Origin of the sequence: Oscillatoria sp. FACHB-1406 (assembly GCF_014698145.1) — a bacterium.
Taxonomy (GTDB): domain Bacteria; phylum Cyanobacteriota; class Cyanobacteriia; order Cyanobacteriales; family Spirulinaceae; genus FACHB-1406.
The window spans coordinates 72,849-99,659 of record NZ_JACJSM010000016.1 but is presented as its reverse complement, the minus strand read 5'-3'; the positions used below and the strand labels follow the sequence as shown (position 1 = coordinate 99,659).

The window sequence follows — 26,811 nt, the reverse complement described above, 5'->3', positions numbered from 1 at the left end:
CATTTTTTGATTTTTAGTTTAGGAGAAAAATTGACCGATGCGAATGTTTAAAGTGACTGCTTGCGTTCCCAGCCAAACTCGAATTCGGACGCAGAGAGAACTTCAAAATACTTATTTTACTAAGTTGGTTCCCTTTGATAACTGGTTCCGCGAACAGCAGCGAATCATGAAAATGGGCGGCAAAATTGTTAAAGTCGAACTCGCAACCGGGAAGCAGGGAATTAATACCGGACTTGTCTAAGGTTTCCTGTTACAGTTTGCGCGGGGGAGGTCGAAAGCGACCTCTTTTTTTTTGTGTATCCGAAGGGATCTGCGTAGCGGATTGCGCCCTTCAGCCTGTATATTGACCTATACCCCTCCCGCCTCCACTGCAATGCGCGATCGCTCAACCGAACTGCTCGAGAAGAAGCGGTTTCCCCTCGATAAATTACGATACCTTTTCCCCTTCTTCGATCCCGAAGTCGGCAATTGGGCGATGGAAGCGCGATCGCTCCGTTGGTTAACCTTCCTGTGGCTCTTCGTCGGCTTAGTGATGCTCTTTTCGGCTTCCTATCCTATTGCCGATGCCGAGTTTGGCGACGGAGCCTACTACTTTAAGCGGCAACTGCTCTGGATTTTTGTCGGACTGCTGGGTTTTAACTTTCTGGTACGCTGGCCAATTCGTTACGCGCTTGGAATTGCTAAGTGGTTCGTCTGGCTGCTGTTAGCGTTAATTATGACCACCTTGATTCCGGGTTTGGGAACGACGGTGAATGGTGCAACGCGGTGGGTGAGTGTCGCCTCCTTGCCCTTACAGCCCTCAGAATTGATTAAACCCTTCTTAGTATTGCAAAGCGCGATCGTCTTCGGACAATGGAAACAGTTAGATAACCGCAAGCGAGGACTGTGGTTGGGAACGTTTGCCTTGCTTCTCGGCAGTATTCTGCTTCAACCCAACTTAAGTACGGCGGCGTTATGCGGTATAACCTTATGGCTGATTGCCCTAGCAGCGGGCGTACCCCTCCTGTACATGGGAGGAACGGCTTTAGGAGGGTTTATGTTAGCCGTCGGCAGTATCAGCATCCAAGACTATCAGCGCCGCCGCGTAACTTCCTTTCTCAACCCTTGGGCAGATCCGATGGGAGATGGCTATCAGTTAATCCAAAGTCTCTTAGCCGTTGGTTCCGGCGGAACCTGGGGTTCTGGGTTCGGCTTATCCCAACAGAAGCTATTTTATTTGCCCATTCAGTACACAGATTTTATTTTCTCTGTCTACGCGGAAGAATTTGGCTTTGCGGGCAGCATTGTTTTGTTGCTACTGTTAATGGCTTATGCAAGCTTCGCTGTTATCGTCGCGATTAAATGTCGCGAACCCGTTCGCAAATTGGTAGCGATTGGTGTCATGGTACTGTTAGTAGGGCAAGCGCTGATTAATATTGGTGTAGCGACGGGCGCGCTACCGACAACGGGATTGCCTCTTCCACTTTTTAGCTATGGGGGCAGTTCGGTTATTGCCAGTTTGCTCTTAGCGGGGTTACTCGTGCGCGTGGCTCGGGAAAGCAACGAAGCAGAAGTTATTTCGCTACAAAGTCATCGTAAGAAAGGAAGAAAAAAATTATGAATTATGAGTTATGAGTGATGAATTATGAGGGATAAGTTATTAATGATGAGTTATGAGTGATGAATGATGAATGGGAATTATGAGTTATGAGTTACGAACTGGGTATCATTCAACAAATGCAACAGCCGGAGTTTTATCCCCATCCGGTGAAAGAGCCGATTGAACTGCTACAAACTCACGCCTCCTATGTTTTTTTGACGGGAGATTATACTTATAAAATTAAAAAGTCAGTTAACTTTGGTTTTTTTGATTACTCGACGCTCGAAAAACGACAGCATTTTTGCCAGGAAGAGCTACGGATGAATCGGGATTTAGCACCCGAAATTTATCTTGAAGTGTTACCAATTACGTGTGATGGGGAGCGATATACCTTACAAGGTAAGGGCGCAATTATCGAATATGCAATAAAGATGCGACAGTTTCCGCAAACGATGCTCTGGAGTCATTTATTCGAGCAAGGAGAATTAACTATCGAATGGATGGAAGAATTGGGGCGAACGGTAGCCGCATTTCACCAAAGTGCAAAGACGAATGACTATATCCGCAGCTTTGGGGAAGTTGAAAAAATCAAGGCAGCATTTGATGAGAATTATCAACAGAGCGAGCCTTACATTGGAAGGGTACAAACCCAGCAGCAATTTGAGGAAACGAAGCAATTTAGCGATCGCTTTTTTGAGTGCGAACGGGACTTATTGAAGCAGCGACAAGCGCGAGGTAAAATCCGCGAAGTTCACGGCGATTTGCACTTAAAAAATATTTGCTTGTGGGAAGGAAAAGTTCGTTTGTTCGATCGCATCGAGTTTAATGAAGAATTTCGCTTTGTCGATACGATGTACGATGTCGCCTTTGCGGTAATGGATTTGGAGGCGCGGGGGCGCGTCGATTTAGGGAATGCTTTCTTAAATACTTATCTCGAGCGGACGGGCGATTGGGAAGGATTGCAAGTTTTGCCGTTGTACCTAAGTCGTCAAGCTTACGTGCGTGCTAAGGTGAACTCTTTCTTGCTTGATGATGCAGCAGTACCTCCTGAAGAGAAGGAGAAAGCAAAAGAAGCTGCCGAAAATTACTACCGTTTGGCTTGGAATTACACCAAAACCCATCGCGGACGAGTTGCGATGATGTCGGGATTGTCAGGTTCGGGGAAAAGTACGGTAGCGCGCCAGTTAGGGCGGGAATGGGGGGCGATTCACCTGCGATCGGATGCGGTACGCAAGCATCTGGCGGGACTGGATTTGCAAGAGCGGGGAGATGATACAATTTATACGCCTGAAATGAATCAGAAAACGTATGGGCGTTTGTTGGAGTTGGCAGAAATGCTAGTTCAGCGTGGGTTTAGCGCGATTCTTGATGCGAAGTACGATCGCGTCGCTTTGAGAAAACCCGTAGTTGAATTGTGCGAATCGCTACAAGTCCCTTTACAGATTCTCTATTGTAACGCGCCGTTGGACGTACTGCGCGATCGCGTTGCCGCCCGCAGCGGAGACATTTCCGATGCAACCCCCGAACTACTAGCACGCCAAAGGGCAGCATTTGAATCTTTTACGCCCGCAGAACAGCGTTATGTGCGCGCGGTAGAAGAGAATTTCAATTCCGTTAAAATGCTTTAAATTGTTACTCTCTCCGCACTCGGTATAAGTAATATTTCTCATTATAGATCAAACTATCAACGAATTTTTCTAAAGGTAAAATTGACAGATCGCCGCGAGTTTCTTTTAACTCATAATTGAGAATTAAGATAACTTCTTCAGTAGCAGTTTGTAACTTTTCCGAGACTTGTCTCAACACTTCTCCCGAATCGACTTCAGTGCGACTGCGATTAAATAAAACAAAACTTCCAAGCGCTTGACGTTCGGGGTAGTAAATTTTTCGATTTAAGTAGCCGCATAGGGGAGACATTGCGACATCTTGACTGCCGACTAAAAATCCGCGATCGAGTTGATTCGTTTGAAGATATTGCGCGGCAGCTTTACTCGCAGAATAGGGAATAGTAAAGTCTCGACTGAACGCGACAATACCGCCAATCAATTGACAGCAGAGTAGGATGTTTAAGAAGGTTTTTCCCTGCCGTTGTGAAAACGTTAGCCACTGTGCGATCGCGGTATTTCTAGTATTCCTATTTTTTGGGATTTGTGGTGATAACTCACGCTTTTTATAGTAACTCGCTAGCCAAAATGAGATTATCAATACGAGGTAAAGATGACCAAAGTGTCGTTGTGCGCCGAGGAACTTAATATAAGTAAAGAGCAGAATTTCAGCCGTCGCGATCGCGTAAAAAAATAAAACTAAAGGTTTTCTCCAAAAAATGCCAGCAACCAAAGCGATAATCGCCAGAGAAAGCGTACCGCAAATCAGAACGCTATAGTATTTAGAATCTCCGGCAATGATGAGAACAATATAACTATTCCAAAGACGCGATAAAGCCGTAAAAAAGTGACGAATATCGAATGATAAATTCCAGCCTCTCGATAGTCCGCCATTTTCTAAGTTATCGCTGGGCGGAATCAAGAATGCAATGGAAGTTAGAACGCCGATGCCGAATATGGCAAGGCTAAAAAGCTTATTTTTTAGGTTCGCGCGAGTTTGGTAGTCAAGAGTTCTACTGAAAATCACCTCAACGATTAAAGTCAGCCCTAACGCGATCGCGATAAACAAGCTGTAAGCGTTGCAATTCGCCATAAAGAACAAACAGATGGCTAACCAAAGATAAGTTTGCTGGCGTGTTGCATACAAAGCACAAAAAAGAAAACTAAAAAGCATCCCCAAACTGTAATTTCGACTGATAACTAAATATTCATAGAAGGGGAGATAGCCAAAAACAAATAGGACTTTTTGAAACGTGCGAAAAGGAGAATATCGGAGGAAAAGATAAGCCGCGATTGTCCCTAAGATCAAGTGAAATAATTGCATAATAATGGGATCGCGAGCGATGCGATACAGCAATGCAACGCAGAAATACCAAAGCGCGGGATGGGGTTCGTAGCGAATTACGCGTAAAAACTCTGCCATTGACTCGCTATCGCGGACGATTAACCAAATCGTCATTTCATCGCGCCACATAGCATGATTGAGAATGCCAACTAATCCAAAAAGAAAGAAGATAGAGAGAAAAAAGAAAGTAAAAGTGTTACGATCTTCCGATATTCTTTTGTAGAATTGAGACCAGATTCGAGACGGGGACATTTTGACTTTGAACGCTGAAGAATCCAAAAACGAAAATTATATCAAAAAGCAATTCGGATTTCGCCTTCGTTCACTGACAGACATTCAGTGGCTGGTAATATTTTGTCTGGCTGCGATCGCATTATGGACGATTTCTCTAGGGAATGTTCCCCTGCGCGATTGGGATGAAGGTTCTCATGCAATGGTTTCGCGCGAACTATACCGTACCGGAAATTGGCTCTATTTAACCTTTTTCGGGCAGCCCTATTTTATGAAACCGCCGTTAGGGTATTGGATTGTCGCAAGCAGCTATCACCTATTTGGGGGCGTTAGCGAACTGACGACGCGCCTTCCGGTGGCACTGCTGACGGCGATGGGCGTACCGCTGCTTTACCTCGTCGGGCGCGAAGTGTTTCCCCGCCGCCTCAGCGCGATTTTGTCCGCTTCGGTATATTTAACGCTACTACCAGTGGTGCGTCACGGGCGCTTAATGATGCTGGACGGACTGGTGAATACTTTTTTCATTTTGCTGCTGTTCGCCCTATTGAAGGCGCGAAAACAGCGGTTGTGGGCGATCGCGATCGGGGTATGTCTTGCCGCGATCGCGCTAACGAAGGGAATCCTCGTTTTTCCCTTGTGGGCGATTGCGGGGGCGTTGATTTTGTGCGATCGCGATTGGAAAATCTTTAAAAATCCCTACGCTTGGTTGGGCTTAATTTTAGGGGCAACGTTTGCCCTCAGTTGGTATTATTCCCAATGGCTAAAATACGGCGATCTATTCATTCAAGTACATTTAGGCTCTCAAAATTTCGATCGCATTGCAACCGTTGTTGAAGGCAACGATGGCCCGCCGTGGTACTACCTCATCGAACTTCTTAAGTATAGTTTTCCTTGGCTATTATTTTGGCCGGGAGGATTAATTTTAGCTTGGCAGCATAGCAGTTTTTCATCGCTCGATCGCTTGAAAAAAGGAACTCCCAATAGTTGGGCAAACTTAATCTTAGTCGGGACAATTATTTTCCTCACCACGATTTCCTTGATGGGAACGAAACTGCCGTGGTATGTCATGCCCTTGTATCCCTTTTTTGCGCTGGCGGTCGGGGCAAAGTTAACGCAACTCGCAGAAAAACCAAAAAGATATTCTCTATTTTTGGTCGCGTTTTTTGGCTTGTTAACGTTTGTAGGCTTTGCAGGGTGCGGTTATTTCATCGTTGCCGATCCGCAACCGACTTTAATATTAATGGGAATTGGGGTTGCCGTGACGATGGGATTAACCGCTTGGCGGATGCAAAAACGCGATCGCATCTTTATCCCCATTCTCGCAATTGGAATGTATCTTTCCCTTGCGTTGCTGATGACTTCCACCTCTTGGAATTGGGAGTTAAACGAACAATTTCCCGTCGTTCGCATCGGCGCGCTGATTCGGGAAAATACGCCACGCGAGCGCGTTATTTATACCTCTTTCGCCTATAATCGTCCTAGTTTGGACTTTTATAGCGATCGCGCCGTCAACCCCGCCGACTTACCCGCCCTGCGCCAACACTGGCAATCGGGAGACTATCTCCTCCTCGATGCAAGCGCCCTCGCCCAATTATCGCCCCCCCAACGCGCAATCCTCGGTACGGCGGACGGATTTACCCTCGTTGGACCGATTTCGCAATAAAGATTTTCAGCTTAATTTTAGCGTCGAACTCGCGTTTATGGAGACTGCCATTTTCGCTCGGGAATCATCGCCGTTACCATAATGTTGCGTAATGTTCCTGTTGGTAAATCTCTGCCCCGATGATAAGGCACAATAACTTGAATATCTTTTGACTTATTGCGCCACTTTCGATGGCTCCCTTTTTGAGAAATCAATTCAAAATTATACCGCCGTAATATACGCTCGACAGCATCAGCATTCATTCTCCTCAGTCGGCTTATCCAACTGTTACCTCACAGATAACAGCCCCCGGCAGCAATTCAACGGGTTCTGGTTGTAAATAAAGCTCTATAGCTTCCTGAATATTGCTAAGTACTTCTTCTTGTGTCGTACCAGCCGAGACGCATCCTGGTAACTCCGGACACCAAACTGCCCAATCATTTGTTTCGACATCGGGTTCGAGTATGACTCGCCATTTCATAACAGTTTTTAAAAGCTTGCTCTACCCTATTCATTATATAGCGCTATTTGCCCGATAATGAGCGCTACTAAAAGCTGAAAGTCTTGACTCGCCCAATTATCGCTCCCTCAACGCGCAATCCTCGGTACTGCGGACGGATTTGCCCTCGTTGGAGTGGTGTTGCAGTAGTAGTTCCTTCAAACTTCCCAATCTTCCCACCGCAAACCGACAACTCGACTAAACTCTCGGACATTGTGAGTGACGAGGGTGAGATTGTTGGATAGTGCAATCGCTGCAATTTGTAAGTCGTAGGGACCGATAGGAATTCCTCGACTTTCAAGTTCCATTCTAATTTCCCCATAAATTTTTGCAGCCTTGCCGTCGAAGGGCAAACTCATAAATTCGTTAAAAAACTCTTCAAATAAAACAAGATTGTTATTTCGACGAGTGCTTTTATAAGCCCCGTAATAAAGTTCAGCTTTTACAACATCGCAGAGAAAAATTTCCGATCGAGATTGGGCGGCCATACGAGTCGCGATTGAAGAACTTCGACGAACCAGATATTGAATACAAGTATTAGTGTCTAAAAGGTAACTCATGACCAACTCCAATCTCGTCGATCGCACTGACCTTGACTTCCGCGTTCTAGGGGTTCCCCCTGCCAAGCGCCAGCGGTTCTTTCAAAAAAGCCTGGAGTCCAGTTGGAATAGTTATTTAGCCCTCGATATTGCTCCTCTGGCAAGAGTTCTGGCTGTAGAGAATCGACTAACAGCCTTAGAAGACTCCACCGTTCGCTTAATGGCAACTCTAAGATTTGTTTTTGGAGTTCTGGTGTCATTCTCTTTACCTCAAGTACATTTTTTGATAATCGATAAATATTCTGATACCAATTTCCAGTCCCCATACACAAAATTTTATCTGTATTTTAAACTCTCTAACTTTTTAGCTTTGAGGATTGTCTCCACCTGCTGATAGACATAGAAAAGCAAACCGCCTGGTCATTAAATGGCGCTCGTGCATCTTAAAACCCCGTTTCCGATACAAAGATTGCCCTCTTATATTGCCCGGTTCCACTTCCAGATGTAAGGCTTTAACCCCTAATTCCTGGCACATTTCTTCGATAAACCGAACGGCTTCCGTACCGATGCCTTGACCTCGATAGTTTTCCTCGAGATACAACTCATCAATGAAGGCATTTCGTCCCCCATACTCCAAACTGTAGCTAAACGTTAATACCACATAGCCCACAGCAATCCCCCCCCACTCGATCAGCCAGATGCGTCCTAAAGAATCGTTGGCAATCAGTCCGACTAAGGCATCTCTAACAATCCCCTCATCGAAGGGATAATGGTCAATAGCGTAGAATCGCTGCATAAATTCCGCTAATAAGGGAACATGAGCTTGACTGGCGGGCTGGAAACCGATTTGCATAGCCTAAACTTGCTAACTCTGTTTGGGGGTGTCTCACTCTATCATTACCCAGAGGTGGGGAATTACGACTAGGGCTGGTGCGGTAGGGCAAGAAGAGAGAACCCAATTTTCGTCATAATGAAAACGTAGCTCGCATTTTAACCTTGGAGAACGAACGCGATGGGAACATCTAAAAAAGATTTTGAAATTGAAAAAAGCGACGGCGAATGGCGCGAAAGCCTTAGCCCAGAACAATTCCACGTTCTGCGCAAGCATGGCACCGAGCGCGCCTTTACTAGCCCCCTCGACAAAAAATACGAGTCCGGGACTTATCTGTGCGCGGGATGCGGTCAAGAGCTTTTTAACTCGGAGACGAAGTTTAATAGCGGTACGGGTTGGCCGAGTTTTTACGCACCGATGGAAGGGGCGACGGAAACTACGGTTGACCGTTCGTTATTTATGACGCGGGTGGAAGTGCATTGCAGTCGTTGCGGCGGACATTTGGGTCACGTTTTTGAGGACGGCCCGAAACCGACGGGACAGCGCTATTGTATGAATGGGGTGGCGCTGGAGTTTATCCCCGATTCGCCGACGAAAGAGAGTTAATTGAGCGAAACGTAGGGGGCGGAGCGCGAAGCGTAACGCCCCTACAAGTTAAGATTGGGGTTCGGAGCGTAAAATTTCCGCTTGACGCGCACCGCTACACGGCTCCAGAGCGGGAGCGCGCTTTGCTATATAACAAACTTAGATGCTTAAACTCTATTCATGATTCAAGCCCTACTCAAACCGATAACGTTTGACGAATTCATAGCTGAATATCCAGAGAATTCTGAATGTCGCTATGAACTTCATAACGGAGCCATTATTGAAATGCCAAAGCCAACGGGAGACCATTCTGAAGTTGCTGGCTTTATTATTGCAGAACTGAACTTTGAGATTCGCAAAGATGAAAAATCCGGGTTCATTCCGAGAGAATGTATTGTCAAAGCCGCAAATGAAATGTCCGGCTATGAACCCGATGCGGTTGTTCTCAATCGTCAAGCTTTAAGCAACGAATCGCGCTGGAAAAAAGAATCGGTTATTACCATTGGAAAGTCGGTCTGTTTGATTGTTGAAGTCGTTTCTACAAATTGGAGAGATGACTATGGGTATAAACTGGTCGATTACGAAGCATTAGGCATTCCTGAATACTGGATTGTCGATTATTTAGGATTGGGTGGCAGACGCTATATTGGCGATCCAAAACAGCCAACGCTTTCCATGTGTCGATTGGTAGATGGAGAATACCAAATTCAGCAATTTCGAGGCAACGATCGCATAAAATCTTCTGCTTTTCCCAATTTAGATTTAACAGCCCATCAAATTTTTAACGCTCAAAGATAAGATCGTAATTTAAGAGCAGTTTATCGAATCGTCGATATAAACGGTTGTAAAGTTATTCCAAGCAGTAAGGGCATTGCAATGCAATGCCCTTACATGAGTTTTTAACCTAATACCAATTCTCAGTTACGATGCACTAAATTTTTCTTCGTAGGGGTATAACATCGTTATGCCCTCTTCGGGAATCGTGCAAAATCAATGAGAGTTGGTATAACCCCTAACGAACAGCCGCCCCAACCTTTTCAGCCATCGGGCGATAGCCGGAAAATTCCATCGAAAAGGTTGCCATTCCTTGAGTGGCGGATCGCAAGTTGGTGGAATAGCCGAACATTTCGGCTAAGGGAACTTCGACGCGCAGGACGGTGTAATCGGCGGCGACTTCGGAACCGATGGGCGTTCCGCGCCGCGAGAGTAAGTCGCCTTGAATGCGTCCGACAAATTGGCTGGGCGTTTCGACTTCAACGAGCATAATCGGCTCTAACATTAAAGGGTTAGCGCGATCGAAGGCTTGCTCGAAGCCTTGATGGGCGGCAAATCGGAAGGCGTTTTCGCTGGAGTCGATGGGGTGAAAGTCACCGCCAGAGAGAATGACTTTGACGTTGACCACGGGGTAGCCTCGCAAGCGTCCGGTCGCGATCGCGTCCCGAAATCCCTTCTCGCAGCCCGGGATAAACTGCTTGGGAATTGCGCCCCCAACCACACGATTTTCAAAGCTGAAGCCCTCTTCACAAGGTTCAATGCTCCCTACCACGCGCGCGTACTGCCCCGACCCTCCCGTTTGTTTTTTGAGGGTATAGTCGAAGCTAGCCGATCGCGCGATCGTTTCCCGATACGCCACTGCCGGTTTGCCGACATACACCTCCGCGTTATACTCCCGCCGCATCCGTTCCAGATAAATCTCTAGATGCAGTTCTCCCATCCCCGAAATCAGTATTTCGTTCGCCTCCGGGTCGCTGCTGGCGCGCAAGGTCGGATCTTCCTTCACAAAGCGGTTTAACGCCTTCGCCATCCGCACCGAATCCTCTTGAGATTTGGGCGTAATCGCGAGGGTAATCACGGGTTCCGGGACGAACATTGCTTCTAAGGAAAGCACCCGTTCCGGCGCGCAGAGGGTATCCCCAGAGGCGCAGTCAACACCCATAAAGGCGACGATATCGCCTGCTTCCGCGTTTTCGATGTCTTGGCGTTCGTCGGCGTGGAGGCGCACGATACGACTGACGCGGACGGGCGAACCCGTGCGACTGTTAATGACGCGGGTTCCCTTGACGATACGTCCGGCGTAAATGCGGACGTAGGTCAGTTGCCCGAATTCGTCGTCGGTGAGTTTGAAGGCAAGTCCGACAAAGGGTGCGTCGGGATTGGCTTCGAGATTAACTTCTTCGCCCGTTTTGACGTTCGTTGCAGTAACGATTTTTCGGTCTAAGGGCGAGGGAAGATAAAGGGTGACAGCATCGAGTAGGTTCTGCACGCCTTTATTTTTGTAGGCAGAACCCAGGAGGACGGGAACGATTTCTAGTTTCAATGTCGCTTGGCGCAACGCCTCCCAAATCAGTTCGCTGGGAACTTCTTGTTCGGCGAGGAGGTTGGCAACAATGGCATCGGAATAAAGGGAAATGCGGTCTAACAGATGGTCTCTCGCTGCTTGCGCTTCGGCTTGCAGGGAGTCGGGAATCGGCTGTTTCGTCCAATTTTCCCCATTTTCGCCCTCAAAGGTGCAGGCGCGCATTTCGATGAGGTCGATAACGCCGCTAAATTCGTCTTCCAAGCCGATGGGCAGTTGAAGCAGAATTGGGCTGAGGTTGAGTTTATCTTTGAGCGATTGTACGACGCGGAAGGGATCGGCTCCGGCGCGATCGAGTTTATTGATAAACGCAATGCGCGGTACGCCGTAGCGCTTCATTTGCCGGTCTACGGTAAAGGATTGGGACTGCACGCCCGCAACGCCGCACAGCACCATGATGCCGCCGTCGAGAACCCGCAGCGATCGCTCTACTTCGATGGTAAAGTCAACGTGACCCGGTGTATCGATGAGGTTGATTTGATAGTCATTCCAAGCGCAAGTCGTCGCCGCAGAGGTAATGGTAATGCCCTTCTGCTGCTCGAGTTCCATGTAGTCCAGTGTTGCGCCATCGCCACCGCCGCGCACCTCCTCAATTTTGTGGATTTTGCCGGTGTAGAACAAGATTCGCTCGCTCAAGGTCGTTTTTCCGGAGTCGATGTGGGCGGAAATGCCGATATTGCGAATGCGTTCTCGCGGGATAGCAGTCATGATGGCTCCTATTTTTGCCAGACTAAAGGGATAAGTTGATGGGTTTCCGATCCGCGCGATCGGAAGTCTAGCTTCATTGTAGCATATATAATTCAGATTGCGTACAACCCCTTCCGTTTGGGGCGGGTTTTCCGTTACATCAAATCCCCAACAAGGCTCCTACCCATCCCACCTCAGCTTTTCAGCTTTCCTGTGTAGTGCCGTGACACACCTTAAATGAGGCTTTAGAAAAACTCTTGAAACCCGATCGAGTAAGCAATAGAACGAGAAACCTATCGCACAGTTTTAGCTGTGTCACGGCAGTAGGGTGTGTTAGCGAAGCGTAACGCACTATTCCCGCTCTGAGTAACATTTTTCACGATTCATTTAGACCCGTCGCCGCCATATAATCCGTCCACCATTTTGGACTTGCCGATGTAGCAATGTCATTGATAACCATTTTTTTTGCACGCGAATCTTCTCTCAAATCTTCTAAAGAAGGATCGCTTCCGCATTCAGGACAGATATACATCCATTTTCCTTTAAATTCGGGATGGTCTGAGTTACGGTGAAAGCAATCTTTAAACTTTAAAAGATGATGATGCTCTCCGTAGCAATTTTGAATTACCCAGAAATCTCCGCACTGCGGGCAGGAACAGTATAAAGCAGTTCCATTTCCTGCACTTTTTTCTCGAGCGATGACTCTCTCAATCAAGTCTTCTTCTGAGATGAGATCTGGAAGCCAACTCGAACGAACATTCTTACCCCATTTTAAAGGCTGACTGCACGCTAAGCAAGTCGTACAAAGTTCTGTATTATGATATTGCAGGAGGAGACGTAAAATTCGTTTAATCTGGCGCTCTTCATCTTGTCCTGGAATTAATGCGATCGCGCCATACCGATGTCCGGCATAATCAAACTCATTAATGATAGCACCAAATTCTTCTCGTACAAAACGGTCAAAATGTACTTCTCCCCAATAATCTTTACGAATATCGGTATGAAGAATAAAAGCAGAAGTTAAAGAGAGTTCCTGCAAGTAGCGATTTTTAGCGACATCCATGACATCTTTTTTTAATTGCTCCCATGTTTGCTGAGTATAGTCTCTATATTTCGCGTCAAAAACATATTTGTTAACTTTGCCATCGACTTCCACAAAAAGTAAAATATCTGGTGTTCTTAATTCATCTTTTGTATTTCTCAGTTTGGGTTCGTACTGGACTCCAACTCGAAGTGAAAACTTGCTATTTCGGGTAACGAGGGAAAAAAGTTTATTTTTAGGTAATTCGAGCGTACCGTCGCTCTTAAGTTCAATGCTTTCAAAAAGATGAGCTTCTCCTTCTAAAGGCTGCATATCGGCATACAAAATGAACGCAGTATATAACTTGACAACGCACCAAATTTCGTAAATCTCCCAAGTCGGACGAACTTCTCCTCGATAAATCTGTTCGAGCAAATGCAAAACTTTTTGAATGGGTTCTAGAGTACCTCCTTTTAAGTTTAAATAGCAATCGAGAATGGGAGCATAGCTCGATGACTCAATCAATCGCAGCGAATTGAGTTGAGGGACTGTCGGCGTTTTAATATCTTTAATAAATTGAGAAGTTCTCGCTTTTTCTGCCCACTCAACACAATCTTGCAATTGCGAAATTTTGTCTTTAGCTTGTCTCTTAAACTCTTCTCTATCAGATTGAAATAACCGCCATCTTCTTTTGGCAGCTTTCACGAATTCTTTAAAATCTTCGTCCTTTCTATGCCACTTTTGCTCAAAAAATTTATTCTCTAGATTTCTTGAGTCTAACGACCCTATTGCAACTGCTAATCCTTTCGCGAAGTCCCTCAAGTAAAAGTCTAAAATATAACACAGGAATTCATTTTCTAAGCATTGAAATGATTCCGTCCGCTTAATTCCGATAACTCTTCGTTTGAATGGGTTGAGTTTATACTCAATCAAACTTCGAGGAGAAATACCTGCCTTTTCAACCTCTAGAGTTCCGATTTCAGTAACAAAACTTTTCAGCGGTCTTTTTTCAATTTCGCTCCAATTCATTCGGACAACAGATGCGAGTTCGAGTAATGCTGTAGCCGTTACCAGCATTCCGTTTCCTGCCTGCCATTTTTGCCCCAATCCTGGAACCCCAGAACCTTCACCCATAGGTACGGGCATCTCTCTTTGTACGCAACAGGCAGTAGAGATAGCTAAAATGCCAATATCAGCGATCGCTTGCTCGATTTGTTGTTCGCTAATACTAGCAGGATAAATGTGTAAAGTAGCAGCCGTTTCATTTAACATTTTACCGGCTTTATCTTTTAATAACACTGTAACTTGTCCCGATCGCCGCGCAATTTCTCCTTTCAATTTTCCCTGTAGTTCCCAACGCTGGGTGGTAGGAATCTGAGTCAGTGAGAAGGGAGATTTTCCCTCAAGAATAATTTCACCTCGCCAAGGTTTGTCGAGTTCGACATACCAACTCTCTCCAAATTGGCGAATATGAGTAATGCCATTTTCATCGGGAAGAAAGGGCGTACCTTTAAGATTGACAAAGCTAATTTTGGGGTAACTCATTTTAAGCGTAAATTATATTAGCGAGGAGGATTTTATCCCAGAGATAGGAAGAAGAAGGTTTGAGGAATGCAGTGGGCAAAGGCGGATATTGGATTGAATCGATACAGACATATAATCTTCGCTGCCTTTTCCCACCCTACAGGAGATGAAGAGTGCTTTAGAAACAGCCTCTCATACTTTTGTCCAGTAACGCACGTTAGCTCGTCGTCTATCTTGCAGTTGTTCGTTTAACTGATAAAGGATATTACCCGGATCGTAAGGTTGATAGGTTGTCTCGATCTCCTGAAGCCATTGTTGCAATAAACCTGTCTTTTCATCATTTTTAAAGAAGTAGATTCTCGGCAGCAGTTTTGTAAAAATAAAATGACCTAGACAATCTTGGGATGATAATCCTATAAGATTAGCGACAGCAGAGAAAACTTGATAGTCTCGGCTAATACGGTGTCCTAAAGGGATGCCTAATGCAGAGATAAATTTCTGGTTCCATCTCAAGATAAGTTTCCATTCGGGAGATTTTGGATCGAATTTTTCGACTGAAGCAATTTCGCGTTGTAAGGATGCAATGGAGAGGATTACCGATTGCGCTTCACCCAGATTTGTAGCTATGAGTGAATTGGCTAAATTCGCAGGAGGGTAAGCGATAGTGTAGGCGCGATCTATGACTTTTGGACTCAGATCGTATGTGGTTTCATCGGAGTTTAAGGTTCCGATTAACACCGAGTTGGGAGAAAGTTTGAAGGTTGAGGGGTAATCGTTTAAGAGTGACTGAATTTGTTGGAGTCTCATATCCTGTTTGTTCGTGCGCTCGATTGTCTCATGTAAAAACTTTGCTTCTTGAAAAAGTTGAGTTTCAATACTGGTAGAGTAGAGTAATAATCCTTGTCGGTGTTCGTCGCTGTTGAGAGAGGATATATTAAGGTGCAAGCGCGAATATTCTAGTGCTGATAGTAAGTCAGCACCGTAGTTCTCAATCCGAGCGAGATTCAGTTCGTCTAGGCAAACTAAACACAAGCGATCGGGTTGAATTTTCGCATCTTTAAGAGCCGTTAGAAAAGGAGAGGGACGAAATATTTCGCTTAACGGATCGAAAAAACCTAGTAAGTCAGAAGAATCGAGCCAAGCGGGGCGAACGGGGATAATTTTCGAGCTTCCGCCTAAGAGATGGGCTGAAGTTTTAATAATACTTGTCTTACCAACTCCGACAGGGCCATTGAGAAGAAGAAGGCTGCCTGAATAACAAGAACTCAACAGAGCTAGTAAATAACTCATCTCAATATTTTTAGGGAGAAAAAGTCCCGACTTGCTCAATATTGTCTGCCACTGCAATGCTAAGCTTTGAGGAAAAGGCAAAACTTCCGAGGGCTGAATCGGTTGTTCTTGAACTTCTAAAGGAACGGCTAAACGATAGGGTTCTACTGCATCAAAAAGTTCTTTTGCCTCTCTCCTAGTCTTTTCTGAATCATCTACTGAAGCTTGAATGGAGCGTTCCAAACCTTCTAAAAAATCTTGTCTTTCTTGATGGATAAGGGAAAGCCTGCTTCTGTCTTCATGTAGCTGTTGTCGGTCGAGTTCCTGCTGCCTTTTAAACTCTAATTCTCGTTGATTTAAAGCAATTTCTTTCTCCTCAACCTCTTGGGTCTTCTCTTTCACTTTTTTCTCGATTTCCTGTTCTAAGCTCACTTGTTGTTGCTGAAGCTGGTTTAGTTCTTTTTTTAACTCTTCACGTAAGTGAGTGGCGATTTTTTCTTGTACTTCCGTCGCTAAAACTTTAGCTTCTTGTTCTGAGATGACTCGAACTTTAACGGCGTGCGGATTTCCGGGTTGTTGTTTGCTGCGATCGATACCGCGCTCGCCCGGTTTTTCCCATTCAAAAGTTACATAATCGCCTTGCTCTGCAACACTATTTGGGGCAAAAAATTCTGTGGCTTGCGTACCATCTTTTAAAGGTAGGTTATCAATCAGTGGTGAAATAAATAAGATGTTATTTTGAAGCTTACGAATAACTTGTCCTGGCAGTTGTTTGGGGAGAAGGGGAATTATCCATCGATTGAGACAAGTTTCTAACTCTAACGGAGTATCCATTTTCATGTAGGGGTAAAGTTGACTGCGCTGAGTCGGGAATGCTTGCTGAATTGCGATCTGTCAAGCCAATTCGCGACCTATAATACAGTATTCCCTTATCACCATTCAGATGTAACCGCGATCTCATTTTTCCACCAACGCAGTATGAATCTTAGGGAGTCAGATCGAAAAATCATCGAACTACTCGCTCCGGTAAATCGAGGATTAGCCACAGTAAATCGCTCAAAATTCCCAGACAGAAGCTAAGATACTCGATAAATTGAGTTGTAGCTGGGATAGAATAACGCGGCGAGCCGTGGCAATGAAGCCGAATACACCAATGGAAATTATGTGTCACTTCGCGACCGTCAAATTTCTGAAAAGATATTAGTAGAACTCACAGCAGAGTAACTATTCATTCATAGTCTTATACGTGGCAACGGCGGACGGCGAAATCCGATTGAGATAGCGGAATATCCAATACTTTAAAACCGTATCTAAGATGACCGGAAAAGTTGCAATAAACAAGAAATTAAAGTCGCGACTTTCTGGCAAGCCAAAGTGACGCGCAACGCCTTCTAATATGACTTCCCAACCGTGAGGCGAGTGGAATCCGACGAACATATCGGTGAACAAAATGATCAAAAATGACTTGGCGGAGTCGCTCAATCCATAAATTAGTTCGTCGATAAAGGACTTCAGAATCGCAATCTCTTTTCGACTGGCGAAGACGACGGCGGTGAAAGCGATTAACGAGCAGACATCGGCAAAAATATTGGCAATTGCTGTCGAGCCTCGCCCTCGATAATCTTCAGCTAACTCTTCGGCTTTATGCTTGACTTCGGTTTCCATTTCTTCTGCCGAGAGGCTTGGCCCGATACCGAGCAGCGAACGGAAATGAAGGGATTCTTCAAAGGCTTTTAATTCCTCGATCGCTTCTTTTTGCATATCTTCATTTAAGAAGATTGTTTCAGTTGACTCCGTAAATAAACTTTGCTCGACCAAAGGCGAAATCAAAAAAGTTTTTGAGAGTTGATGAACCAGAAGCGGTACAATAACGAGAATCAGCAAGAAGCGAATAGAAATCGCCGTGCGATCGCGAGATTGTCGAAACTTTTTGAGGATTTCTTCTTCAGATTCTTGGGATTGAGGGTCAATTTCTCGCTGAATTCGGCTAAAAGTTTTCAGGAGCGATCGCGGCAAAACTCCTGCCTTATCAGAAATCGTTTCGACCTTTTCTTTATTATTTGGGCGCTTATCCATTGGATCGATGATGGCAGGCATTCGCGGCTCTGAGGGGACAATTTGCCGCTGAGATTGAGGGGGCTTCTTGGGAATTTCAACCAGAGAAACGGCAATTTTGTCTTTGGACTGTCGGGAGACTTTATATTTACGAACGACCGAATCAATAAAATTGATTTTTTCAATAACAATTCCAGAACGTTCGCGAAATTCTAAATCGTAAACTTTATCGGCAATCCCTTTATCGAGATCGGCTAAACTCAGTACAGATCGCGTAGTTTTAAATTCTGCGAGGCTACTATTAATAATGCCTAAATTTTTGCGCACTTCAGCCCGACAATACGCAATGACTGCTTCGCTATAGCTACTGGATTCGGGCGAAACCATACCGCCTTCAAAGTATTCGTCTTCTAAGGCTTTAATCGCTAGAGCCGACCGATAAGCGCGGTCTAAAGCACGGTCGGGCGTGCTAAAAAACCAACGTTGAGCTTTCTTAAATAAAGGAGGAACTTTCATCGGTTCGAGGGTTTTATCGGACAGTTCCGACCGAGAAATTTGTGAAGTTTATGTGGTATGATAGCAGATTAGTTCAGACCCGGTTTGTCCGATTGATAGCATTTTGGTTTCAGTTTGGATTGTCGGAACCTCTCGCAGCGGTAAGACCGACCGTTTAATCGCCGCCTTTCGCAGGTGGGTATCCGATAAAATTCCCTCACCTCAATCGGGTACGGCTTTATCCCCAGCCGCCCTCGCCCTAGCCGCGAACGATGACAACCGCCGAGCGATCGCGGATCGCCTTTCCCAGACCATTGAAGGGAGTTATCCGGCGATCGCAAAAACGCCTTTAGGATTTATTTCCGACGAGGTGATGCTGTTTTGGCCGCTATTGTTCGAGCGACTGGCGGTGAAAGCTCAATTTCCGCTACGTTTGCGCCCGGAAACCGAACAAGAGTTAGCCACGCAACTCTGGCGGGCGACGCTACAAGGTGAAAACGCCCTTCCTCCCGGAATTAATGAATATCGTTTCGTGCGTCAAACCTTAGATTTACTGCAATTGGCGGGGGCGGCGGGCATTCCAGCCGAAGAAATCCCGGAAATCCTGGAAGCTGGGCTAATGGCAGCAGAATGGGATGCGAGCTTGACGGCGAATCCAACGGCGGTTGGCGGGGAAGCGATCGCGGGTAAACTACGAGGACAACTTCTCCTTGAATGGCGGCAGTGGTGTCTGGAACGCGGTTTGCTCAGCTACGGCATCATTTACGAACTGTACTGGCGTTACTTGCTCCCGGATTCGACCTATCAATATCATTTGCGACGGCGCTATCAAGCCGTATTTGCCGATAATGTCGATGATTATCCCGCGATCGCGCGCGACCTCATCGAAGTTTTGCTCGATGGCGGCGCAACCGGCATCTTTACCTTCAACCCCGACGGAAAAATTCGCTTGGGATTAAATGCCGATCCCGACTATATGGCAGAATTGGCGCAACGCTGTCAAGTACAGTGGATGGAAGATGGGGAGATGGGGAGAGGGGGAGATGGGGAGAGGGGGAGAGGGGGAGACGGGGAGACGGGGAGATGGGGAGACGGGGAGACGGGGAGATGGGGAGACGGGGAGAGGGGGAGAGGGGGAGACGGAGAGAATGGGGGAGAGAGTCCGAGATTGCTGCGGGAAACCGTGGTAGCAATGCTAGAGGAACCGGCAGAGTTGGAGGGTTTGCCAGAAACCATCCGTTCGATTCAAACAACCTCGAGAGCGGCGCTGCTGCGACAAACCGCCGATTTAATTATTCAAGCGATCGCTCGCGGCGAAGTCCAGCCCCAAGATATCGCTATTATCGCCCCCGGGTTGGACGCGATCGCGCGTTACACCCTCATTGAAATTTTTTCCGCACGAGACATTGCTGTCGAACCCCTCAACGAACAGCGCCCCTTAATCGCCTCTCCCGCCGTGCGCGCCCTTCTCACCCTCCTCGCCCTCCTCTACCCCGGATTAGGACGATTAATCGATCGCGATGCAGTCGCCGAAATGCTCGTCGTGACCAGCGGTTCCCTACTCGCACCCGCCGAAGGAGAAACAGTCAGCGAAAACGCGATCGACCCAGCCCGCGCCGGACTCATCGCCGACTTCTGCTATGAATTCCATCTCGAACGCCCGCGCTTACTCCCCATCGAAACCTTCCCCCGCTGGGATCGCCTCGGACATCGCGCCACCCTCGCCTACCAAAAGCTCTGCGCTTGGATTGAAGAAACCCATACCCTGCTCGAACAAACTCCTAACGCCAGCGTTATCGCCATCCTCGACCGCGCCATCAAGCATTTCTTCGCCAACAACCAACGCCTTTCCTTCCAGCGCCTCTCTGCCCTGCGCGAACTGATGGAAACCGCACAACACTTCTGGGAAGTGGAGCGCCGACTGCGGCAAAACGAACCTAGCGCCCGCTCTCGCACCGAAGAAATCGCACAATTCATCCAACTGCTCGATCGCGGTACGATTTCTGCCAACGCGCGTCCCGGACGACCACTCGGACTGACTCCGCCCAACGCCATTACCCTCGCGACTATCTTCCAATACCGTTCCAGCCGCCTTTCCCATCGCTGGCACTTTTGGCTCGATGCTTCCTCCCATTTGTGGGAATCCGGCGGTGCGGCCACCTTATTTGCCGCTCCCCTCTTTCTGCGGGCTGGGTTGGTTCCTTGGACTCCCGAAGCGCAAATCAAAGCCGACGGAGAACGCTTAGAACGCATTCTGCGCGATCTTTTAGCCCGAGCCGAAGAGCGAGTTTATCTGTGTCACAGCGATCTGGCAGCGAACGGAACCGAACAAACCGGATTGCTGTTGCCCTTAGTCTACGCCGCCCAAACCACTGCTGCGATCGCGATCGCCCAGCAAAGCTAAAAACACGCAGCCTTTCCTCATTCAATTATTCCACGATTATCTTTCCAACCATGCCCGCACCGCGATGGGGCCGACAGTAATAGGAATATTCCCCGAATGCTGCATCTGCCGGAAACGTTGTCGAATAAAACTGACCGGGCGAAAATAATAATTTTTCGCGAGAAAGCTTTTCTAAATCGACACCCACCGGACCTTTGTCAAAAACAGCATTGTGAGGGGCTAGCTTATTGATGACAAATTTCACCGTATCTCCCGGCTTAATTTTGAGGGTACTGGGTTGGAACTGAAGCCTTCCGCTATCCGACCCCATTTTGACCGTATAGGTTTCGGCAGCAGCAGAGTTCGCACCCAAACAAAGGCTTGCTAAAACTAGCAATATTGCCGATAGAAGTAAGCCAAGACGTTTTGGCAGTACGACTAGCTTCATTAATTTGTCTCCCAGCAGTTTTTTGAATCTACTGCTAATTTTACCACCAAACCTTTTCACCCACTTTTCCGATTCGATCGTCGGTCAAACTCAATCTTTAGCCTTATCTAACTTCAATCTCTGAGTTTCCCCATCCCGGCGATTTTTCTGCCGCGCGCAATACAAAAGCCGCTAACTTTTCGAGTTCTGTTTTTGACATCCAAGCCTCGGTTACTTTACGGCAGGCAAGACTGGGTTCGCTGCCATCGTAGCTGAGGGGATCGCGCATAAAGTCTGCTATCGCAGTGACGTTATTGCGAGGAGGTGTTGCGCCGCCGAGGTCTTCTAGCGATAAAGAAACGGTCGGATCTTGAACGGTCGTGCCGCCAACATGACAATAAATACAATGTTCTTTAAACAGTTCTTTCCCTTGATAAAAATCATCGGGCGTATAGGTTTGCGTATTCCCTTGTGCGTCGTAAGGAACCGCAACAGGTTCTTTAGCGATATAGCGAGTAATATATTTATCGACAGCTAGGGCAGGACGAGTCCCCGCTAAAAGAACCAAACACGCACTCAAGATAGCTAGACTAGCGCGCAACCAACCGGTTGCAAAAATCTTAAACGTTATGGGTTGATTCATAATGGTTTGCCCAGCAAAAACTTCAAAATAAAAAAATGGGGTAAGGAGAGTCGAGCTTGAATTACGAATTACGAATGAGTAATTATTGAGTCAAGGCGCTCCCCTTCCCGGCAATGCGCTTTAGAGCAACGGTTCTTGAATTAATTTAGTCGTAGACTTTACCAGCGCCCCAACGGAAACCGCGAATCTGCGCTTCCGTTAAGATGTAGCCTGCCAAATCTTGTAAATCCTGTTGAGTTAAATTTCTCATTTCCGGATACAGATCGGTCCGAGTGGTATTCGGGTGCAGTTCGCTAATATCTTGCTCCCCATCATAAGTTTTGGGATTATTGAGGTAGCTGACAATTTCGTCAACATTGTCGCGAGGGGGTTCAGCCCCTTTAAGAGAGGTACTTCCTAAAGTGACGTTCGGGTTGGTTTTGGTTCTGCCGGCCATGTGGCACTTAGAACAAGCATTGGTAAACAAGCGTTTGCCATGCTCGAATTCCTTGTTAGAAACTACGACATTCTCGGTCGCATCTTGCTTGACCGTGCGTAATTCTTGCTTGATATCAACTGCAAAAGCGCGATCGATCGGCAGTTGCAGCGTAAAAATTAAAGTCGCGACTAATCCCAAAAAAAGGCGTTTTAGCATACTTCTCCTCAAAACAGTTTGGCTTATTCTGTGGCACGGCGATCGCGACCTAGATAAAGCGCGATCTGCCGCTTGCCAGACGGTCGTATAAACTATGATGCCATTCAAACGTACCGTTTCCATGTTGGATTTTAGAACCCCGGTAAAGGATCCTTCCCAAGCGGAATTCACGCTTTCAAAATCTAAAATTCAAAATGCCTCCCCTGAGAGGATTTCAGCCATTTTGAACGAGCTTTTAATTGCGGTTCGCCTCGACTAATGCTTCGACAATTGAGGCGGCGAGTTCTGGGGTTGCGCCGAGGGGTTGACCGAGCCGAAGGGCGGTTTCGGGAACTTGGCGTTGCAGTTGTTCGTTCTCGGCGGCAATCGCTTCGGTGATGTTTCCGGCGAAGAGAAAGTAGGGGACGATCGCGATCGCTTCTCCGGCGGCTAAATCGCTGACTTGTTGGGCTAAACTTGGAGCGATCGACCAGTAGGCAACTCTAGCTCCGAGTCGGTTGGCTAAGCTAGAAATCCCATCATTTCCTCTCGGGCGGCGACTGCCATGTGCGAGCAAAATTCGTTGGCGCGCGTCCAAACGCTCGAACTCAGCGACGAGTAATCGCTCTACGCCTGCATAACTGCCGAGATGGGGTAATAGATTGAGGGAGATGCCTGCTGTTAAAGCGTGCTGTGCTTGCTCCACAGCAGCGGGAAGATCTTCAAGAACGTGAACGCCTGCATGAAGAAATAGAGGAACGATCTGCACTTCGTTAAATCCGGCTGCTTTCGCCCGCAAGGCAAATTTTTCAATGCTTTGGTGGAGCGGGAGAGAGGCGAATTCTAAGGTTGTGCTTCCGACAATCGGCAAGCTGTTTTTCAGCGATCGATTTCGGGACTCGATCGCGAAACGAACTTCAGGGGCATCCAGCGCTTGCAGGACTAATTGGGTGAGATATTTTGCCGCAGTTTGGGGGCGCGGATCGCGGCTACCATGCGACACTAGCAGATAAGCAGAGGACAAGGGCTTTTAAAAGTTAAGTTTTGTGTCGATCGCTTGCCTTATACTCTAACAGTTTTCACAAGAATTGTTTAACGAGGCAGCAACTCGGGCGTTTCTCCGGCGAGGGGCAGGGTAAAGCAAAAGGTACTGCCAGCCCCTAGTTCGCTTTCCACCCAAATTTTACCGCCGTGAAATTCGATAATTTGCTTGCAGATGGGCAATCCCAAGCCAGTTCCTTTCGGCTTATCGGTGAGTATATCTCCGACTTGCTTGAACCGTTCAAAGACTTTTTCGCGATCTTCGGGGGCAATACCAATACCGGTATCGATGATACTGACAAGCAGGAAACCTTCTTGACGCTGCGCCCGACAGCTAACGGTTCCTTGGGGGGTGAATTTGACGGCATTAGAGAGGAGGTTGATCGAGACTTGAATGAGGCGATCGCTATCGACTTCGACGTGGGGTAGGTTCGGCTCGATCTCGCGAATCAGCCTTAAGTTGCTTTGCTCGAAGAGGGAAGCGGTAGCCGCGATCGCGCGTTCTAAAATCTCGCGAGGTTCCACCGGCTTAATATTCCAATCGACGCGCCCCGCCTCCATTTTGGCAATATCGAGAACGTCGTCAATCAAAGAAGTCAATCGTTCGGCTTCCGAGACGATAATATTAATATTCGATCGCACTCGCTTCATCGCTTTTTGCGCCCGCAGGACTTCTAACTTCACTGCCGGAAAAATATCTTCTTCGAGCTTGTCGCGGATAATCGAAGCAAAACCCAATACCGAAGTCAGCGGCGTGCGCAATTCGTGGGAAACTGTCGCCAGAAAATCGGTTTTCATGCGATCGACTTCCCGTTCGACGGTGACATCGCGAATCAAAACCACCAGTCCTAAATCTTGTTGGCCTTCGTCGCCGTCTCCTTCCCGACGAATGCTCGTTGCTAAGGCTTGTCCCTCGCGATCGCGGCTTAATTTAACATTAGCCGAGACAGTTCCCTTATCCTGACGTTCGGTTTTTTGAGCCAAAAGCGCTAAATCTAACGGAAAAATCGAGGCGATATTTTTTCCGAGCAAGTCGATTCCGTTGAGATTAAACATTTCCAACAATGCCGGATTAAAGCGCGTAATCTTGCCGGTGGGATCGATAACTAAAAGCCCATCCGCGAGGCGATCGACAATCGTGTTAAGGTCTGCTAAAGTAGAACGCAATTCGCGCGATCGCTCTTGTGCCTGCGTTAGCAATTCCGCCTGTTGCAGCGCTACCCCCAGTTGAACGGCAATTTTACGGACAAATTCAATTTCTTTCTCCTGCCACTTGCGCGGCGCGGAACATTGGTGAATGCAAAGCAATCCCCAGAGTTGACCGGCCTTAATTAACGGCAAAACGAGATTGGCTCGGACTTGGAAGCGAGAAAGCGTCATAAAATGGCAATGCTCCAAATCCACCTTCTGAATATCTTCGCAGGCCCAAATCTGCCCCTGACTGTAAGCTTGTGCGCGCGTGCTAAAACAGCGATCCTCGATCTCCACTGCCAGCGCGCTCGCAAACGGCTCGACCACATCTTCAGAGACAATACAGCCGTACTCCCAGTTGCTCCCCGCACCAAACGCATAGATTGCTACGCGATCGGCATTTAGCAATTGACGTACTTCAGTTGTAGCAGTTTGAAAAATCGTCTCCAAATCCAAAGTTTGCCGGATCTTATCGATAACTTCCGAAAGAGCGCGTTCCTGTTCTGCTTCCAGCGCCAGTTCGAGCGCGCGCTGTTCGAGTTGTTTTTCTAGCGTCGTCGCTAATTCGTGCGATCGCTGTTGGGTTGCAGCGAGTAGTTCGGCTTGTTGAACGGCAATACTTAATTGGTCGCCAATTTGCACTAAAAACTGTACTTCTCGCTCTTGCCACTGGCGCGGACCGGAGTTCTGGTAAGCAGCGAGCAATCCCCAAAGTAGATTACCGTTGTAAATGGCGATGATGACATAAGCTCGTGCTTGTTGACTCTCGAGCAGTTCCACGTAACATTTAGAAAATCCCTCAGCGTAGAGATCGTTACAAATTCTGAACACTTCTCCGTGGTTAAAACGTCCCCCTTGAGTCTTTTGGAAGTAAGTATCGCTAATGGTTGGATTTCCTAACTCAGTCAGACTACACTGATTGATACTTTTACGAATCAGAGGATTTTCTTCCTGTTGGTCGAGGAAAGATTTCCATCCCGGCGCAATAGATTCGACCACAAATTCGCCACTCCAGTCTGGATTGAAGTGATAAATAACGGCGCGATCTGCTCCTAAGAGATGTCGGACTTCTTCGACTGTCGTTTTGAAGATTGTCGTTAAATCGAGAGAACGGCGAATTTTATCAATAATCGCAGCAACGGTTTTCTCCCGCCCTACCGCTTGGCTGACAGCGCGGGCGAGAAAGTCGGATTGTTGTTGCTGCCAAGCCAAGGCTTGAGCTTGTTGTAGGGCAACGCCTAAATGAAGGGCAATTTGTTGGGCGAACTCGATGTTATCCTCCGTCCAGTGGCGCGCTTCGGTACAGAGGTGAACGGACATTAACCCCCAAAGTTGTTCGCCTTCGAGCAACGGTACGACGAGGTTGGCGCGAAATCCAACCCGTTCGACCAGCAACTTCATGCAGGTGTGGAGATCGATATCTTCAAAGTCATCGACTGCCCAAATCCGTCCCCGACGGTAATAAATGCCAAAGTCTTCGCTAAAGCAATGGTCGTAAATTTTGAGACCGACGATTGAACTGTAGGGCGGGCGCACGTCTTCGGCGACGAATTCGCCTTCACTCCAGGAGGAGTTAGGGAGGAAGCGATAAATACCGACGCGATCGGCATCGAGCAATTGGCGAACTTCCCGCGCTGTCGAGCGAAAGATGGTTTCTAAATCGAGCGATTCGCGAATTTTCGTGACGACAGCCATCAAGGCCTTTTGTTGGGCGACGCGCACGGGTTCTGGTAAAAGTTCTTGGTGCAGTTGCTTGACTTCGCGGCGCAACTGGTCTCGCTCTCGTTTGAGGGCGCGAACGCGATCGCTTTCTGACAACTGAGTGACATTCGAGAACAGAGTGGATAGAACCCGTTGCAGTCCGGCAGTCATGAGGGCCAATAAGAGCAATTACTATAGTTTTCTCTTTCTCAATTTAAAAACATTTCTCCGATTTTGACTATTCGGCTTGCTCGCGTCTTGCACGGGCCGCGTTTTTGGTAAAGTAGTATCGAAATACCCACTTTTGAGCCAGAACGATTTATGATTTTGCCCGGAGCTACGGTTAAAGTAATTAACCCCAACGATACTTACTATTGCTTTGAAGGACTCGTTCAGCGCATCAGCGACGGGCGAGCCGCCGTTCTTTTTGAAGGCGGAAACTGGGATAAACTGGTGACTTTTATGCTTTCTGAAATTGAAGAAGTCGATCTCAGAAAGAAAAAGTAATTTTCCTTAAGCGCAAAATCCAGCTTTGGATGAGGCGATTCG

The 26,811-nt window shown here is 47.2% G+C and carries 23 protein-coding genes; 8 read left to right on the top strand and 15 right to left on the bottom strand.

Translation table 11 applies throughout. The annotated features are described in order from the left end of the window. The first annotated feature begins 37 nt into the window (after window positions 1-37). The 3 genes from H6G50_RS16010 to H6G50_RS16000 all read left to right on the top strand — a co-directional run bounded on the left by H6G50_RS16010 (window position 38) and on the right by H6G50_RS16000 (window position 3,207). Window positions 38-241 carry a phycobilisome linker polypeptide gene (locus tag H6G50_RS16010; RefSeq protein ID WP_190718165.1) on the top strand — a complete coding sequence of 68 codons (204 nt, stop codon included), beginning with the start codon at window positions 38-40 and terminating at the stop codon, window positions 239-241. A 234-nt stretch (window positions 242-475) separates the two neighbouring features. Then, on the top strand, window positions 476-1,600 hold the full coding sequence (locus H6G50_RS16005; protein WP_242032851.1) for an FtsW/RodA/SpoVE family cell cycle protein: 1,125 nt from the start codon (window positions 476-478) through the stop codon (window positions 1,598-1,600). 86 nt (window positions 1,601-1,686) lie between these two features. After that, window positions 1,687-3,207, top strand: a complete 1,521-nt coding sequence (locus H6G50_RS16000; RefSeq protein WP_190718161.1) for an AAA family ATPase — start codon at window positions 1,687-1,689, stop codon at window positions 3,205-3,207. Window positions 3,208-3,211: 4 nt separating this feature from the next. Here H6G50_RS16000 and H6G50_RS15995 read toward each other — a convergent pair whose 3' ends face one another. Then, window positions 3,212-4,780, bottom strand: a complete 1,569-nt coding sequence (locus H6G50_RS15995) for a hypothetical protein (RefSeq protein ID WP_190718158.1) — start codon at window positions 4,778-4,780, stop codon at window positions 3,212-3,214. A gap of 1 nt (window position 4,781) precedes the next feature. On the opposite strand from H6G50_RS15995, the gene H6G50_RS15990 reads away from it, so the two are divergent. Continuing rightward, a complete protein-coding gene (locus H6G50_RS15990; protein WP_242032850.1) occupies window positions 4,782-6,422 on the top strand; it encodes a glycosyltransferase family 39 protein in 1,641 nt (546 codons plus the stop codon). Between the two features lie 35 nt (window positions 6,423-6,457). Here H6G50_RS15990 and H6G50_RS15985 read toward each other — a convergent pair whose 3' ends face one another. The 5 genes from H6G50_RS15985 to H6G50_RS15965 form a co-directional block, all read right to left on the bottom strand. Next, window positions 6,458-6,664 (bottom strand): type II toxin-antitoxin system HicA family toxin, encoded by a 207-nt coding sequence (locus H6G50_RS15985; RefSeq protein ID WP_199303058.1) that lies wholly within the window; start codon window positions 6,662-6,664, stop codon window positions 6,458-6,460. Window positions 6,665-6,678: 14 nt separating this feature from the next. After that, window positions 6,679-6,882, bottom strand: coding sequence for a type II toxin-antitoxin system HicB family antitoxin (locus H6G50_RS15980; RefSeq protein WP_190718155.1), 204 nt, complete (start codon window positions 6,880-6,882; stop codon window positions 6,679-6,681). 176 nt (window positions 6,883-7,058) lie between these two features. Further along, entirely contained in the window at window positions 7,059-7,460 is a 402-nt protein-coding gene (locus H6G50_RS15975; RefSeq protein WP_190718152.1) for a type II toxin-antitoxin system VapC family toxin, read from the bottom strand. Continuing rightward, the gene (locus H6G50_RS15970) at window positions 7,457-7,699 is read right to left on the bottom strand and encodes a hypothetical protein (protein ID WP_190718149.1); all 243 of its coding nucleotides are present in this window, start codon (window positions 7,697-7,699) and stop codon (window positions 7,457-7,459) included. Before H6G50_RS15970 ends, H6G50_RS15975 begins: the two co-directional genes overlap by 4 nt. Before the next feature lie 104 nt (window positions 7,700-7,803). After that, window positions 7,804-8,292: a GNAT family N-acetyltransferase gene (locus H6G50_RS15965; RefSeq protein ID WP_190718146.1), complete on the bottom strand. Its 489-nt coding sequence runs from the start codon at window positions 8,290-8,292 to the stop codon at window positions 7,804-7,806. A 159-nt stretch (window positions 8,293-8,451) separates the two neighbouring features. Here H6G50_RS15965 and msrB point away from each other — a divergent pair, with 159 nt between their 5' ends. Next, window positions 8,452-8,877 (top strand): peptide-methionine (R)-S-oxide reductase MsrB, encoded by a 426-nt coding sequence (msrB, locus tag H6G50_RS15960; protein ID WP_190718143.1) that lies wholly within the window; start codon window positions 8,452-8,454, stop codon window positions 8,875-8,877. Window positions 8,878-9,036: 159 nt separating this feature from the next. After that, the gene (locus H6G50_RS15955) at window positions 9,037-9,654 is read left to right on the top strand and encodes a Uma2 family endonuclease (RefSeq protein ID WP_190718138.1); all 618 of its coding nucleotides are present in this window, start codon (window positions 9,037-9,039) and stop codon (window positions 9,652-9,654) included. 214 nt (window positions 9,655-9,868) lie between these two features. Here H6G50_RS15955 and fusA read toward each other — a convergent pair whose 3' ends face one another. The 4 genes from fusA to H6G50_RS15935 all read right to left on the bottom strand — a co-directional run bounded on the left by fusA (window position 9,869) and on the right by H6G50_RS15935 (window position 18,284). Continuing rightward, window positions 9,869-11,920: an elongation factor G gene (gene fusA / locus H6G50_RS15950; protein ID WP_190718135.1), complete on the bottom strand. Its 2,052-nt coding sequence runs from the start codon at window positions 11,918-11,920 to the stop codon at window positions 9,869-9,871. Between the two features lie 355 nt (window positions 11,921-12,275). After that, the gene (locus H6G50_RS15945; RefSeq protein ID WP_190718132.1) at window positions 12,276-14,465 is read right to left on the bottom strand and encodes a nuclease domain-containing protein; all 2,190 of its coding nucleotides are present in this window, start codon (window positions 14,463-14,465) and stop codon (window positions 12,276-12,278) included. 171 nt (window positions 14,466-14,636) lie between these two features. After that, complete coding sequence (locus H6G50_RS15940; RefSeq protein ID WP_190718130.1) at window positions 14,637-16,547, bottom strand: AAA family ATPase; 1,911 nt, start codon at window positions 16,545-16,547, stop codon at window positions 14,637-14,639. Window positions 16,548-16,937: 390 nt separating this feature from the next. After that, complete coding sequence (locus tag H6G50_RS15935; protein WP_190718126.1) at window positions 16,938-18,284, bottom strand: proton extrusion protein PcxA; 1,347 nt, start codon at window positions 18,282-18,284, stop codon at window positions 16,938-16,940. A gap of 103 nt (window positions 18,285-18,387) precedes the next feature. Here H6G50_RS15935 and H6G50_RS15930 point away from each other — a divergent pair, with 103 nt between their 5' ends. After that, window positions 18,388-20,667, top strand: coding sequence for a recombinase family protein (locus H6G50_RS15930; RefSeq protein WP_190718123.1), 2,280 nt, complete (start codon window positions 18,388-18,390; stop codon window positions 20,665-20,667). Between the two features lie 25 nt (window positions 20,668-20,692). Here H6G50_RS15930 and petE read toward each other — a convergent pair whose 3' ends face one another. The 5 genes from petE to H6G50_RS15905 all read right to left on the bottom strand — a co-directional run bounded on the left by petE (window position 20,693) and on the right by H6G50_RS15905 (window position 26,433). Then, window positions 20,693-21,094, bottom strand: coding sequence for a plastocyanin (gene petE, locus H6G50_RS15925; RefSeq protein ID WP_190718120.1), 402 nt, complete (start codon window positions 21,092-21,094; stop codon window positions 20,693-20,695). Window positions 21,095-21,197: 103 nt separating this feature from the next. After that, the gene (gene psbV2, locus H6G50_RS15920; RefSeq protein ID WP_190718118.1) at window positions 21,198-21,716 is read right to left on the bottom strand and encodes a photosystem II cytochrome PsbV2; all 519 of its coding nucleotides are present in this window, start codon (window positions 21,714-21,716) and stop codon (window positions 21,198-21,200) included. A gap of 145 nt (window positions 21,717-21,861) precedes the next feature. Then, complete coding sequence (gene psbV / locus H6G50_RS15915; RefSeq protein ID WP_190718113.1) at window positions 21,862-22,350, bottom strand: photosystem II cytochrome c-550; 489 nt, start codon at window positions 22,348-22,350, stop codon at window positions 21,862-21,864. A gap of 235 nt (window positions 22,351-22,585) precedes the next feature. After that, window positions 22,586-23,353 carry a sirohydrochlorin chelatase gene (locus tag H6G50_RS15910; RefSeq protein ID WP_190718110.1) on the bottom strand — a complete coding sequence of 256 codons (768 nt, stop codon included), beginning with the start codon at window positions 23,351-23,353 and terminating at the stop codon, window positions 22,586-22,588. A 68-nt stretch (window positions 23,354-23,421) separates the two neighbouring features. Further along, window positions 23,422-26,433 (bottom strand): GAF domain-containing protein, encoded by a 3,012-nt coding sequence (locus H6G50_RS15905; protein ID WP_190718108.1) that lies wholly within the window; start codon window positions 26,431-26,433, stop codon window positions 23,422-23,424. Window positions 26,434-26,583: 150 nt separating this feature from the next. Between H6G50_RS15905 and H6G50_RS15900 the strand changes: the two genes are divergently transcribed. Then, a complete protein-coding gene (locus tag H6G50_RS15900) occupies window positions 26,584-26,769 on the top strand; it encodes an NAD(P)H dehydrogenase subunit NdhS (protein ID WP_190718096.1) in 186 nt (61 codons plus the stop codon). The last annotated feature ends 42 nt before the right edge of the window (window positions 26,770-26,811 follow it).